Source organism: Vibrio sp. Y2-5, from assembly GCF_014596725.1.
Taxonomy (GTDB): domain Bacteria; phylum Pseudomonadota; class Gammaproteobacteria; order Enterobacterales; family Vibrionaceae; genus Vibrio.
In genome coordinates, this window is sequence record NZ_JACVEG010000002.1 from 118,869 (window position 1) to 132,406 (window position 13,538).

A 13,538-nucleotide genomic window follows, 5' to 3' on the forward strand; every position below is an offset into this window, starting at 1 on the left:
GCCTGTAATGATTATAGTGTGCGCAATTCACTAAGCTAGAAATAGAAGACATGTTCCAAGACAACCCGTTACTTGCCCAATTAAAGCAACAAATTCAAGAAAACCTACCAAAGAAAGAAGGTGTGATTAAAGCCACCGACAAAGGTTTTGGATTTTTAGAAGTCGATAGTAAAAACAGTTTCTTTATTCCGCCTCCGTACATGAAAAAATGTATGCACGGAGACAAAGTGATTGCCATTATCCGCACCGAAAAAGAGCGGGAAGTTGCAGAACCACAAGAACTTGTCGAACAATCTCTGACACGCTTTATTGGCCGAGTAAAGTTATTCAAGGGCAAACTCAACGTAGCACCTGATCATCCACAACTTAAAAAGTTGCCATTAAAAGCAAAAGTTAAAAAAGGTTTGAATCCAGAACACTTCCAAGAAGGTGACTGGGTAGTTGCTCATCTCGTTCGTCACCCTCTAAAAGGCGAAGACCACTTCCTTGCGGAAATCTCAGAAAAAATTACAGATTCTGAAGATAAAATCGCTCCTTGGTGGGTCACGTTGGCAGAGAATGATTTACCTAACAGCGAACCTGCGGGGATCGAGAATTGGCAACTTAAAGATGATGCCGATCTTGAGCGTTCTGACTTAACCCATATCCCGTTTGTGACCATTGATGGCGCATCTACTAAAGATATGGACGATGCGCTATACGCGAAAAAGCTCGATAACGGTAACTTTGAACTGACGATTGCAATCGCCGACCCTACCGCCTATATCACCCCAGATGATGAGATGGATAAAGTGGCACGTGAACGTGGATTCACTATCTATCTACCGGGTCGTAATATTCCAATGTTGCCACGTGATTTAGCAGACGACTTATGTTCTCTGATCGAAAATCAAGTGCGCCCAGCTCTATGCTGCACCGTTACGGTAGGCGCAGATGGTGTTATAGCTGATGATATTCGTTTCTTTGCCGCTAATATCCAGTCTCATGCCCGTCTGGTATACGACCACGTTTCAGATTGGTTAGAAAACGGTGAGTGCACTGAATGGCAACCGAATGAAACTATTGCAGAAGTTGTTAAGACTTTGCATACATTCTCTCAAGCTCGTGCAAACTGGCGTGAAAACAATGCAGTTGTATTCCCAGATCGCCCAGATTACCGTTTCGAACTGAGCGAAGATAACGACGTTATTGCTATTCATGCTGATATGCGTCGTACAGCAAACCGCCTTGTTGAAGAAGCAATGATCACTGCCAACATCTGTGCAGGTAAGGTTCTTCAGTCAACCTTTAATGCCGGCGTCTTTAACACTCACGCAGGTTTTAAAGCCGATAAAATGGCTGATGTGGTCGAACTGATGACATCAAATGGTGCACAGTGCGATGCGGAAAGCTTAGCAACACTTGAGGGCTTTGCTGCGTTACGTCGTTGGTTGTGCGAGCAAGAAACCTCTTACTTAGATAACCGTATTCGTAAATGTCAAAGCTACAGTGAAATTGGTAACCAGCCACTCCCTCACTACGCTATGGGCTTAGACGTATACGCGACTTGGACTTCACCAATTCGCAAGTACGGCGACATGATTAACCACCGTATGCTAAAAGCGCATATCTTGAATAAAGAGCCAGTACAGCAACCGGATGAAACTGTGGGTGAAGAACTGGCGCTGCACCGTAAACATCACAAGATTGCTGAACGCAACGTCGCGGATTGGTTATACGCTAGAACACTTGCAGAAGAACCAAGTAAGCAAACTCTCTTTAACGCAGAGATCTTTGATATTAACCGCGCTGGTGCTCGTGTTCGTTTACTTGAAAACGGCGCAGCCGCGTTTATTCCAGCTTCATTGATTCTTGCAAACAAAGAACGCTTAGAATGCAACGGCGACCAAGGAATGATCACTATCGATAAAGAAGTGGTATATCGTTTGGGTGATACGCTTGAGGTTGTATTAGCCGATGTCAGTCAGGAAAACCGCAGTATCGTGGCCAAGCCAACTCAGGTATTTGCAGATGAACCTCAATTGCAAGTTCAAACCGAGGACACTCAGCAAGCTGAAATGAGCCAAGAAGAAAAAACGGAATAATCGGTTTCGATATCGAATTGGTCAAAAACATAAAAGGCATTCCATCGGAATGCCTTTTTCATTCATAACGCCGTTCAATTCACGACCAGAAGTAAGATTTTGGATCTTTCTCAATTTCACGCATCACTGCTGTTAAATCGGAACTTTTGGAGAGAAATGGGTAAGGAACCCACATTTCACTGTTCTCTTCACGGGTTGGAATATAAAGCTCCCAGTGACGTTGATCCGCATCCCAAATTATACGAGCTACTGGGCTCGAATACTCACTATGGACAGAGTCCAGCTTGTAGTGTTGTTGTATGAACTGCACACCATTATCTATCGGCTCAAAACTCGATTTTCCTAAATCCACAGGAAGGCTGCGGTTGCGGCTATGGCACACAAGTTCTGCCCTGCGTTCAATTTGACGCTGTAACAAGTTTACGACCGTCATGGCGTTGGATACCCCATTATCTTGTGACCGAATACAGCATTAAGAGCTAGTCACTCCAAATATCTTAAAGTTAACTCAGTATAACTCAATAGAGTCTGTTTATCCTTTGGCGACTTTTTGCTGTGAAAACAACTTTATAATGCGAACAAAACTAAACTTCAAAAGAATAACAAACACAACGTCACACTAGAGATATTCCGCCCATATTTCTATGCGTACTATCAAACACTTTCATAAAACTGTCATTTAATCGCAATAAGATATTCCGCTGATCTGTCCTTATTTTGTTTGGAGTTCCATTATGTTTCGAGTTGCGTTAGCCACTCTTTGCTCGTTTTTTCTAGTTACCTCTTTCGCGCATGCTAGCGAAATCAACGTTTCTGGGTCGACCTCTGTTGCACGCATCATGGATGTGATTGCCGAAGAATATAACACTAGCCATAAAGATACCTATATTGCGGTGCAAGGCGTAGGCTCTACCGCTGGTATTACGCTACTAAAGAAAGGTGTGGCCGACGTAGCGATGAGTTCTCGTTACCTTACGAATGATGAAGTAGAAGAGTCGTTGCAGACATTCATCATCGCATTTGATGGTCTAGCTGTTGTCGTTAACCAATCAAATCCAATCGGTAACTTAACCCGTGAACAACTTTACGACATCTATAAAGGCAAGATCACTAACTGGAAACAAGTTGGTGGCAATGATCAAAAAATCGCCGTGGTAACGCGCGAAGCTTCTTCGGGTTCTCGCTTTAGTTTTGAAAGCTTGCTTGGTTTGACCAAGGTGATTAAAGACAGATTAGTTTCAGATATCAATCCAAACAACCTTGTGGTTAATAGCAATAGCATGGTGAAAACGTTAGTAAATCATAACTCGCAAGCGATTGGCTTTATTTCTACGGGCTCTGTTGACCGTTCTGTCAAAGCAATTAAGTTTGAAGGAGTGAAAGCGACTCCAGAGACTATTGCTAACCACGAATACCAACTTTCTCGTCCATTCTTGTTACTTCACTATCCAGAGAAAGATAAACAAGAAACTAAAGAGTTGTTCAGATTTATTCAGTCAGACAGAGTGAAAAAACTGATTGAAGAGTATGGATATATTCCAACATCGAAATACAAGTAAGCATGACAAAAAAAGGAGAGCTGACGCTCTCCTTTTTAATCAAATCAATGTGTTAAAAGTGCAATTGAATAACGGATGTTACGACACAACCTGGACGGCGAACACCTTCAATTTCTACTTTTATTTCACGCTCAATCTCTAAACCTTTCTTAATTGGCGTTACTTTTGACAGTGTGCTTACCGCTCTTACACGGCTATCCACTTTAATTGGATAAGGAAAACGCACTGAGTTTAGGCCAATGTTCACCATCATTTTCGCGGTCGGAAATAGCAACTTGTCTTCATCAACGCTGTCCGTCAATTTTGGCAATAACGCTAATGTAAGAAAGCCGTGTGCGATAGTGGTTTTAAATGGTGACTCTGCTTGAGCTCTTTCTGGATCCGTATGAATCCACTGCATATCTTCCGTAATTGCGCCAAACTGGTTGATTCGATTCTGATCAACCAATAACCAATCTCCTGTATGGATAACTTCACCTAACTTCGACTCAAGTTCATTATAAACAGCCTGAGCTTCTGGTTTTAATACGATAGGTTCAACAACAGGAACATCTTCATTTGCTGGCTGGTGAAAATCCTTCACCCATGAAAAAAGCTGGCGGCTATTTGTTTTATCCAATAACTCTCCCCAGTACTCGCGCACTGTAGGAGGCATCAATTGTTTAAACTCATTATGCTTAACTATGTTCTCAGCATGATGTTTAAAAATATCCGCAACTTTCATCAAAACCTCATTCTTAACTAAGAAGAAATACTAATTCGTTAATTTTGAAGCACTTCACAATAATCCGCAATAACTTTCGAGCGTACATGCGTATTCCGAATGATTAAATTCATTTAAAATACAAACAGTTAAGCAATAAAACATTATTTTATTAGAATTCGTATTATTAGAACAATTACTCCAGTTAATAAAATCCTCAAAATATCAAATTCTTTATTTTTCAATCAGTAATATAACTTTAGATAACCGAACGCTTATTGACCAAGTGTGACTAGAATTTTGCATAGCAGCTCACATGTTACGTGCCACTGTTAGCCCAGCCAACGTTTTACTCGATATAAGCCCCCTAAGACCATAAACTCCTGCTCACCTTGCAAACTATGAGGCAAAAGAGATTCAAAGCAGGCAATTTTGGAGAGAGGGACATTCACAGCAAACACTTTAGAGCCAAAACGAAGTGCACTCTCAGGGTCAGCTGTAAACGAACTTAAGTTATTAAACAGTTTCACCCATTCTCCACCAATTTTAAACTCAGCTTGTTCAGTGCACCCTCTATAGAGGGTTAAATAATCGTCTCCCTTAACACGTAAGCGCAACTCATGCTGGCAGAACAAGTACAACAAATCTAACTGGGCATACAACTCATTGGTATTGTAGGTTGCTCGTGTACACACTTGCCGAAAACGCAAATATTCTGGCGTGTCTGGGCCATGCAACGATCCTTGATGGAAGCAAGTCAGCAAACCAAACCGGGATTCAACCCAACTGCGCCATGCCGCCCCTTGCTCGTTATCGGAATCAAATAACCACCCTAGCAGTAGCCTTCGGTAGTTCACCTTAGGACGAGGTGGCGGATCGGTGTTTTCACTTGAACGATAATCACCTTTTGATAAATGAAAATGCTGAGACATAAAATGTTTGAAGTGCTCAGCCCTTGCCTGATAACTGTCGGTATTGTTTAAGACCTCAAACAAAGTGGGATACCAAACATGCAAACCATCAATTTCCAAAGGGATGGGTCTTTGTTGATAGCTAAGACTTGCCAACAACTTGGACGGAACGTTGCAATGATTCAGTGGCAAGCAAATCTGCTGGAGAATTGCACTTTCTTCATCACTCAAAGCGTATTGTTCTGGCTCACAAACAGGTATCGGTATCATTATTCACCGCCTGAGATTTTTGTATTTTTCGTATTTAGGGCAAGCGCATAGAGTTCATCCGAAAGAGCCAAAATGTCTTCGTGTTTGTAGAGTACTGATAGCCAGTCATCTCGAATTCCTTGATGCCCGTAATGAGCGCCCGCGAGTTGACCTGCAATCGCCGCAGTAGTATCGGCATCATTGCCCAAATTCGCGGCTGCCAATACACAAGACTCAAAGCTATTAGTGTTCATAAAACACCACAATGCCGACTCTAGGCTTTCAATCACATAACCACTTCCGGTTAACTCTTTATAGCTTTTGTTGAGAAACAAGCCTGATTGAATCTCCTTAATCTCTTCCGTTTCCGCCGCATACTCCAGCTCGGCAAAAAACTGTTTTTCATGACCATGAATCAGATGGAACAGGATCGAAGACAAATAACGACAAGCATCAACGCACAAGGCCGAGCCATGTGTCGTCCGAGAACTCTCACCGGCGTAGAACACAGCGTCAGGAAGGGACAATTGATAGAAAATCGGTACAGGAGCTAATCGCATGATTGAGCCATTACCAGAGCTCCAGCGAGCTTTAGAACCCGCGTAAGGATCGCCCGTCTTTTGATAGCGACGCAATGCAGATGATACGCCGACGCCAACGTCAAAGCAGACACCAATACTGCTCATATAACCTTTATTCATCCACTGGCAGTATTTGTTCATTTGATCGCGAGCGTCAAACTCGCCACATTCCAGCAAACTATGAGCAAGACATAGCGCCATTGAAGTATCGTCCGTCCAATAGCCTTTTTTGAGACAAAAATGCCCCCCACCCATCATATCTGTAATGGGTTTAAACGTCCCTGGAGGCTTAAATTCAAGTGTCGTACCCAGTGCATCTCCAACCGCGAGACCAACTAAGCAGCCTCTTGAACGATCGAGATCTGGAGTAACAGAAGATAAATGAGTAATAGACCCAGACATAACAACTCCATTGCTTTCTAAATCCTGCACTTCTGTATTCATTTTTCATGAATATCAGTCGTGTTCACCAGTTTAGAGTGCCATAGATTATCAGTACAAAAAGCCACCAAACTCTCAGGTTTTAAGGTTTATTTTGCCCAACTACGAAATGCATTGGGCTCTTACCTGAAACGCAGACATGAGTGTACGTAACGCATTTGCCTGCACCGCCAAACCTTCACTTGCGGTAGCAGTTTCTTCAGTGCTTTGCAGTACTCTGTCACCGGAATCTTTAATACCAATCAGGTTCTGGCTTATTTGATCTGCAGTAACCGCTTGTTCTTCACTAGCGGCTGCAACCTGAGTATTCGATTCAGAGAGCTCAGCCAATGCGATGGCGATGTGATTTAGTTGATTTCTCGCTTGTTGAATACAATCGGAAGTTTGGTGTACTTTCTCGTTACTTTGATTCATTGCACCATGAGCATGCTCTGAATTTTTGACTAACACTTCGATCAAATTGCCTATCTCATTGGTAGCCTGCTGGCTTCGAGAGGCGAGAGCTCGAACTTCATCAGCAACAACGGCAAATCCACGTCCTTGTTCACCAGCCCGAGCGGATTCGATGGCCGCATTTAACGCCAATAGGTTGGTCTGCTCCGATATTCCATCTACGACTTTGACGAAATCTTGTATCTTTTGCGTGCTGTTTTTTAAATCAAGAATCATGTTTTGAGATTGGCTTGCTTGCTCGACCAACATAACAGACAGCTCTTGGGTCATATCGATTGTTGAACAGCCCTCTTTTACATTCGTTTCCGCGCGAGAAGTAGCAAACGCAGCATTATCAGCGTTGCTCGCCACCTCTGTGATAGTTGCAGCCATTTCGGTCATTGCTGACGCCACTTGTTCCGTGTTTTCTTGCTGAACTTGCATAGCTTGACGATTGCCCTCTGCAACGGCGGATAACTCTGTCACGGTTGCGGCAATGGCATCTGTTCGGCTCATCACTTCCCCGATCATTTTACTTAACGAATTAGCCATCACGTTCATACTTGACATCAGTTGGCCAATTTCATCATTCGATTTCACTTCGATCAGTTGATCAAAATTGCCTTGCGCCATACTCGCTGCCACATTTTTCGCTCTGTTCATGGAACTGACTATTCTGCGACTAAATAATATGCCGACAGTTAAACCAAAAATGATCGAGACAATAGACAGCGTTGCCATGCCTATCAATGCTTCATGCTCTTGTTCTTCCGTTATCATGACAGCATTCTCAGTCGCGTTTTCTAAGCCGACTAAAAATTCAGACAATTCCACATTGAGTAATTGCTGTGACTTTTCAAATTGATGGACAGTTTCAGCCATTGCCGCATTATTTTGTTTTGTTTCCAATCCATCCAAAATAGAAAACAAGGTTTTCTCATACCCCTTATGATGTTCTTCGAGCTGACTTAAATTTTTCGACAATTCAGACAGATGGTTGGCTTGCTTAGTACTGATAGCGTGCTTTATCGCTTCGGTAAGCAGTGACTTAGCGTTCCGTATTTGATCATCAAAATAGGTTGAAGATTGCCTAACTTGAGCTACAAATGTCGCCATCGTTTGCTGGCTTTCTCCTGAAGGTATCTCCGCTAAACGAAAAGCTTTTTCTAACAACACCGCGCCTTCGAGTTGTTTAATAGTGATACTGCTCGTCAATTTGACCAATGGCATATTTTCATGAGCAATCCCATCGATCTCTTTAGAGACACGTTCCATTTTCACTACAGCATAAAAAGAAACAATTAAAGTCAGAGCAAGTAACGTAACGATTAAGCCGATCAGTTTCTTGGTGATTGTTAGGTTTTTAAGCCAACGCATAGACACCTCTGTGTTGTTAGCAAACAAATTAAGAATAGCTGATACAAAAATTTAGGATAAAAATTATACCGATATTAGACCCAACCCTCTTTTAAGCGCTTACTTAAGCATGGCAAACCATTCTTAAGCATTCCTTAAGAATTAGTGTTCAAACTGGGCCTTGATCGTTAACCAAGATTCTCAAGGAGAGAACATGACTACTAACACGATGCTTCGTTCTGGTTTACTAGTAACACTGATGGCTACATCTTCGTTGGCAATGGCTTCTGATCCTGTATGTACAAAACAGCCGGAATCTAAATGGATGCCTTTCGACCAAGCAAAACAGCAGGTTCTGGATATGGGCTACAAGATTAAAAAGTTCAAGACAACCAGCACCGGTTGTTACGAGTTGTACGGATATAACGCTGAAGGCAAAAAAGCTGAAATCTATTTCAACCCAGTGGATATGAGTAAAGTAAAAGAGGAACAAGATGACTAAACCATACGTTTGGGACACTGTCGTTCGTCTCACACACTGGACCGTAGCCGCGATGTTTCTTGCGAACTACTTTGTCACAGAAGAAGGCAGTGAAACGCACGAATGGGTGGGATACATCGTTCTGGCAGCGATAGCAGTTCGGCTCTTATGGGGCTTTGTCACTCGCTCCCCTGCTCGTCTATCAGCATTCAAGCCGTCTGTGTCTCAAGCTGTAGATCATTTGCAACAGGTCTTAAATACCAAGTCTGATGATCATCAGGGTCATAATCCCGCTGGCGCAGTAATGATTTGGGTAATGTGGACACTTCTCATCCTTACAGGCTTATCCGGTTGGTCAACTCAGCTAGATATGTTTTGGGGAGAAGAATGGGTAGAGCAAGTTCATGAGTTGTTCGCTAATCTCACCATGTTCGCTGTTGCAATTCATATCAGTGCGGTCATCTTTATGACTCACTGGACGAAACGCTCTTACGTGAAAAGTATGCTGTTTTCTCGTAACTCTCACTAACCAATTCATTTAATTAGATATTTAAAACAGCCTGTTTTTGCTAACAGGCTGTTTTTCTTTTTGTTGAACAAGGGTTATGTAATTTAATTACATTAAATAAAAGTAAAAACCCTAAAACTCGCCGAATGAATAAAAATAACCACAGGCAATGTTGATCTATGTCATACCAAGGAGTAAAGTGTGACCAAAGTCTCGTTTAATTAACCGTTTTATAGGTGGGAACATGTTCGACAGAAAGAAATCGTTACTAAGCAACATTCGTGAATTAGGCAGTATCCTAGCGCTATTCTCAGTATCATCATTGACAGTGCTATTGCTAAGCCAAACTTGGGTTAATTTCTAATTCTGAGTCAATCACAGCGACACTGAGAAAAATCGAGAGAACGAACCTTGGTTGTTATACAAACGCTGGTTCTAATGGAGAGTTTTGATGGTTTGCTTGAGTTCAGATAACCCAATCAAGGTGTCATTTCACCGCTAGTGTTTCACCATGAGTGAAATGACACACTTATAAAACAGACAATCATTCACTTATCAATAACTGTCTGTTCCCCTTCTTAAGATTGTTTAGCGTTTTTTTCCACGCTATCCCAAACACCAAGAATATACATTATGCCTAGTGCACGGTCGTATAACCCGTAGCCTGGACGCGCCCATTTTTCTTCGCCCCAAATATGACGACCATGATCGGGACGCACATACCCATCATAACCATGTTTATGCAGAGTCTGAACGACTTTGACTGTATCCACTGAACCATCACAAGCACGGTGTGAAGCTTCGATAAAGTTACCATTGTCATAGCGTTTAACGTTACGAATGTGCATGAAATGAATGCGGTCGTGGTACGCATCTATAATGTCTGGAATATCGTTATTCGATGAACCCAGAGAGCCCGTGCACAAGCTCAAGCCATTGTATGGGCTTTGCACTAAGTTAAGAAAACGACCGATGTTCTCTTTATTGATGATCAAACGTGGCAGACCAAAAATTGGGAATGCAGGGTCGTCTGGGTGAATACCCATCTTGATACCCACTTCTTCACACACAGGAATCACTTGCTCTAAGAAGTATTGTAGATTGCGCCATAAGTCTTCAGCCGTGAAGTTTTCGTACAGTTTAAACGTTTCCTTCAAACGAGCTAAACGCTCTGGTTCCCAGCCCGGCATAGTCACATCGACATTGGTCGATAACTTTTCGATCAGCTCGATTGGATCAATATTTTCGATTTTGCTTTTTTCGAAGAACAGCGCGTTCGAACCATCTTCCATCTCTTTGTAGAGTTCAGTACGAGTCCAGTCAAATACCGGCATAAAGTTGTAACACACCACTTTTACGCCCACTTTTGCAAGGCGACGCAGTGTTTCTTTATAGTTCTCGATGTATTTATCACGAGTTGGTAGACCAAGTTTGATGTCTTCGTGAACATTGACACTCTCAACAACGTCAATATGAAAACCCGCCGCTTCAATGATCGCTTTTTCTTTCGCGATACGCTCTTCGCTCCAAAGCTCACCAGCAGCCATATCATGCAGTGACCAGACGATACCTTCTACCCCTGGGATCTGTTTAATGTTGCCGAGAGTAACTTTATCGTTACCTTCTCCGTACCAACGGAATGTCATTTTCATCTATTATTTCCTCTGTGCTACGAAGCTGGCTACCGATGCTTTGGCACCGTTTGCAAACAGTGTTTCTAACGCGGATTGCAGCTCTGCTCTGAATGTTTGATTAGTCGCTAGCTCTTGGTCAAAGACACTGCGAAGAGATAAGAAACCATCTAAGGCTTTTTCTAAATCTGAGTCAGCTTGCTGCCAAATTTGCGCAAGCTGCTGTTTGAGCGGATCTTGAACATCAATCTCCTGCCCTTGTTCGTTTACACCGCTGACATAACGAATCCAGCCCGCCAATGCTAAACATAACCCTTTGATAGAAATACCATTGTTAAGTGAATAGCGAATGGTTTGTAGGAAGCGTTGCGGAACCTTCTGTGTTCCGTCCATCGCAATCTGCCATGTACGGTGTTGCAGCCCTTTATTCTCGTAACGCTCAATCAGCTGATCTTTGTACTTATCGAGGTCGATGCCTTCTATGCTTAGCGATGGCGTGATTTCTTCGTCCATCAGATAACGAACAAAGATCTTAAAATTCGGATCTTGAATCGTTTCCGCAATGGTTTCATAACCAGACAAATAACCAAGATAGGCCATCGTAGAGTGAGTACCGTTAAGCAGACGCAGTTTCATCTCTTCAAATGGCACAACGTTGTCTGTTACCTGCACATTGGCGATAGACGTCTTTTCCCAAGCAGGGCGTTCATTGACAAATTTGTCTTCAATCACCCACTGTAAAAAAGGTTCGGTAACCACGCTGGCTTTGTCTTCAAAACCCAAAACTTTCTCCACACGAGCGATATCTTTTTCTGTCGTACGAGGAACAATGCGGTCGACCATAGTACACGGGAAAGTAATGTGCGCTTTAATCCACTGGTACAGCTCTTCATCCAACTGCTTAGCAAACTGCAACACTACTTTCTCTAAAACATGACCATTTTCAGGTAAGTTGTCGCAGGTCAATGGTGTAAAAGGCTGAACACCTTTTTGGTAGCGACAGCGTATAGCTGAAACCAAAAAACCGATCGCCGATTTTGGTGTATCAATATTTTCTAAATCATGCTGAATCAGTGGATGTGAAAGATCTAAATCACCCGTTGCAGGGTTGTGGCAATAGCCCTTTTCTGTAACGGTCAGCGAAACGATTTTCACCTCTGGGTTACACATATAGCTTAAAACTTGCTCTGTTTGAGCTGACATCAACACTGTCTCGATTGAGCCAACGATGTTGATATTCAATTGATCGTTGTATCCGACACCGACCGAATAAAGGCTATCTTGTGCCATTAACTCTTTCTGTAAATCGGCATCGCTCCAAGTGACACCAACGATTTTCCAGTTACCGCCAAATTCTTTTATCACAGCATCTGTAATTAATGCCTGATGAGCGCGGTGAAAAGCGCCAAAGCCCAAATGTACAATCCCAACTTTTGCATTCTTGTTATTTTCGTTGGGTTGAATTAGGGCATTAGCCGCAGGTAAGTGAGCTTGACTTAATCTCATAATTATTCGAACCAAATGATGTTAATAGACGCAAAGCGAACTCTTTGCGTAGGAAATCTTGCGTGAGAGAGTGACCAATAGCGCAGGGAAAAGTCCCCGCGCTATAAGAACATCTCTGCTTACATTGCTTGAATCTTGTCTAGAAGAGGTACTAGATCTGGGTTTTCCTTACGGAATTTTTCATACACAGGCTTAACCGCTTCTTGGAACTTAGGAATGTCACTCTCAACGAAAGTCACATTTTGGTTAACCAGTTCCGCTTTCGCTTTTTCTACGTAGTTTGCCCAGTTAGTGTCTTGTTGCTTAACTGTCTCTTTCGCGATTTCACGAATTTTTGCTTGGTCTTCTGCTGATAGGCTATCCCATACACCTGTTGACACTACAAGTACGTCAGGAACCATAGTGTGCTTGTCGTAAGAATATGTTTTCTTCACTTCGTAGTGACGAGAAGAGTAGTAAGACGGAATGTTGTTCTCCGCACCATCGACAACACCCTGTTGTAATGCTGAGTAAAGCTCACCGTATGGTAGTGGAACCGGAGTACCGCCTAGCGCTTTGATAGTATCAATCGCAAGCGCTGAGTTTTGTACACGGATTTTCAGACCTTTCAAATCTTCTGGAGTACGAATCGGTTTGTCAGTGTAAAAGCTACGTGCACCTGCATCTAAGAATGCAAGACCGATAAAGCCAGAGTCTTTAGAAGACATCAGGATTTGCTCACCAATAGGACCTTGAAGTACAGCATCGTATTGTGCGCGGTCACGGTATAGGTAAGGTAGAGAAAGTAGTTTGTAATCTGACGCAAATGCTGTCAGTGGTGCAGCACTCACTTTAGTGAAGCCGATAGTGCCACCTTGTACCATTTGCAGTAGTTCAGTTTCATTACCTAAAGTACCGTTTGGATACACTTTTACGCGCATTTTAGTTTCTTTTGTCACTTTGGCAGCAAACCAATCCAAAGATGTGTGAACTGGGTGCTCTGTCGGTAACGCATGAGCTAGCTTAACAGTAGCTGCATAAACGTTGCCTGCCATTAGTGTTGAAAGCGTACAAGCAAGTAAAAGTTTATTTGTTGTTTTCATTTTATAGTCCTATC

12 protein-coding genes are annotated in these 13,538 nt (G+C 42.6%); 4 read left to right on the top strand and 8 right to left on the bottom strand.

Translation table 11 applies throughout. From position 1 onward, the window contains the following. Positions 1-50: 50 nt before the first annotated feature. Positions 51-2,084 carry an exoribonuclease II gene (gene rnb, locus HUO09_RS05755; RefSeq protein ID WP_188233313.1) on the top strand — a complete coding sequence of 678 codons (2,034 nt, stop codon included), beginning with the start codon at positions 51-53 and terminating at the stop codon, positions 2,082-2,084. Positions 2,085-2,163: 79 nt separating this feature from the next. Here rnb and HUO09_RS05760 read toward each other — a convergent pair whose 3' ends face one another. Then, the gene (locus HUO09_RS05760) at positions 2,164-2,517 is read right to left on the bottom strand and encodes a DUF3024 domain-containing protein (protein ID WP_167413727.1); all 354 of its coding nucleotides are present in this window, start codon (positions 2,515-2,517) and stop codon (positions 2,164-2,166) included. 301 nt (positions 2,518-2,818) lie between these two features. Between HUO09_RS05760 and HUO09_RS05765 the strand changes: the two genes are divergently transcribed. Further along, complete coding sequence (locus HUO09_RS05765; RefSeq protein WP_167413728.1) at positions 2,819-3,643, top strand: phosphate ABC transporter substrate-binding protein; 825 nt, start codon at positions 2,819-2,821, stop codon at positions 3,641-3,643. A gap of 52 nt (positions 3,644-3,695) precedes the next feature. On the opposite strand, the gene HUO09_RS05770 is transcribed toward HUO09_RS05765, so the two are convergent. From HUO09_RS05770 to HUO09_RS05785, 4 genes are all read right to left on the bottom strand, one after another. Beyond that, positions 3,696-4,367: a MaoC family dehydratase gene (locus HUO09_RS05770; RefSeq protein WP_167413729.1), complete on the bottom strand. Its 672-nt coding sequence runs from the start codon at positions 4,365-4,367 to the stop codon at positions 3,696-3,698. A 311-nt stretch (positions 4,368-4,678) separates the two neighbouring features. Next, positions 4,679-5,527: an NAD(+)--dinitrogen-reductase ADP-D-ribosyltransferase gene (locus HUO09_RS05775; RefSeq protein ID WP_167413730.1), complete on the bottom strand. Its 849-nt coding sequence runs from the start codon at positions 5,525-5,527 to the stop codon at positions 4,679-4,681. Next, positions 5,527-6,489 (bottom strand): ADP-ribosylglycohydrolase family protein, encoded by a 963-nt coding sequence (locus tag HUO09_RS05780; RefSeq protein ID WP_188233314.1) that lies wholly within the window; start codon positions 6,487-6,489, stop codon positions 5,527-5,529. Before HUO09_RS05780 ends, HUO09_RS05775 begins: the two co-directional genes overlap by 1 nt. 141 nt (positions 6,490-6,630) lie before the next feature. After that, the gene (locus HUO09_RS05785) at positions 6,631-8,337 is read right to left on the bottom strand and encodes a methyl-accepting chemotaxis protein (protein ID WP_188233315.1); all 1,707 of its coding nucleotides are present in this window, start codon (positions 8,335-8,337) and stop codon (positions 6,631-6,633) included. Positions 8,338-8,545: 208 nt separating this feature from the next. Here HUO09_RS05785 and HUO09_RS05790 point away from each other — a divergent pair, with 208 nt between their 5' ends. Together HUO09_RS05790 and HUO09_RS05795 are read left to right on the top strand one after the other, a co-directional pair. After that, a complete protein-coding gene (locus tag HUO09_RS05790; protein ID WP_167413734.1) occupies positions 8,546-8,818 on the top strand; it encodes a PepSY domain-containing protein in 273 nt (90 codons plus the stop codon). Next, positions 8,811-9,326, top strand: a complete 516-nt coding sequence (locus HUO09_RS05795) for a cytochrome b/b6 domain-containing protein (protein WP_167413733.1) — start codon at positions 8,811-8,813, stop codon at positions 9,324-9,326. Before HUO09_RS05790 ends, HUO09_RS05795 begins: the two co-directional genes overlap by 8 nt. Positions 9,327-9,883: 557 nt before the next feature. Here the strand turns inward: HUO09_RS05795 and uxuA are convergent. The 3 genes from uxuA to HUO09_RS05810 all read right to left on the bottom strand — a co-directional run bounded on the left by uxuA (position 9,884) and on the right by HUO09_RS05810 (position 13,524). Beyond that, on the bottom strand, positions 9,884-10,957 hold the full coding sequence (gene uxuA, locus HUO09_RS05800) for a mannonate dehydratase (protein WP_167412908.1): 1,074 nt from the start codon (positions 10,955-10,957) through the stop codon (positions 9,884-9,886). A 3-nt stretch (positions 10,958-10,960) separates the two neighbouring features. Beyond that, a complete protein-coding gene (locus HUO09_RS05805) occupies positions 10,961-12,442 on the bottom strand; it encodes a mannitol dehydrogenase family protein (RefSeq protein WP_188233316.1) in 1,482 nt (493 codons plus the stop codon). A gap of 119 nt (positions 12,443-12,561) precedes the next feature. Next, positions 12,562-13,524: a TRAP transporter substrate-binding protein gene (locus HUO09_RS05810; protein ID WP_167412910.1), complete on the bottom strand. Its 963-nt coding sequence runs from the start codon at positions 13,522-13,524 to the stop codon at positions 12,562-12,564. Between the last annotated feature and the right edge of the window lie 14 nt (positions 13,525-13,538).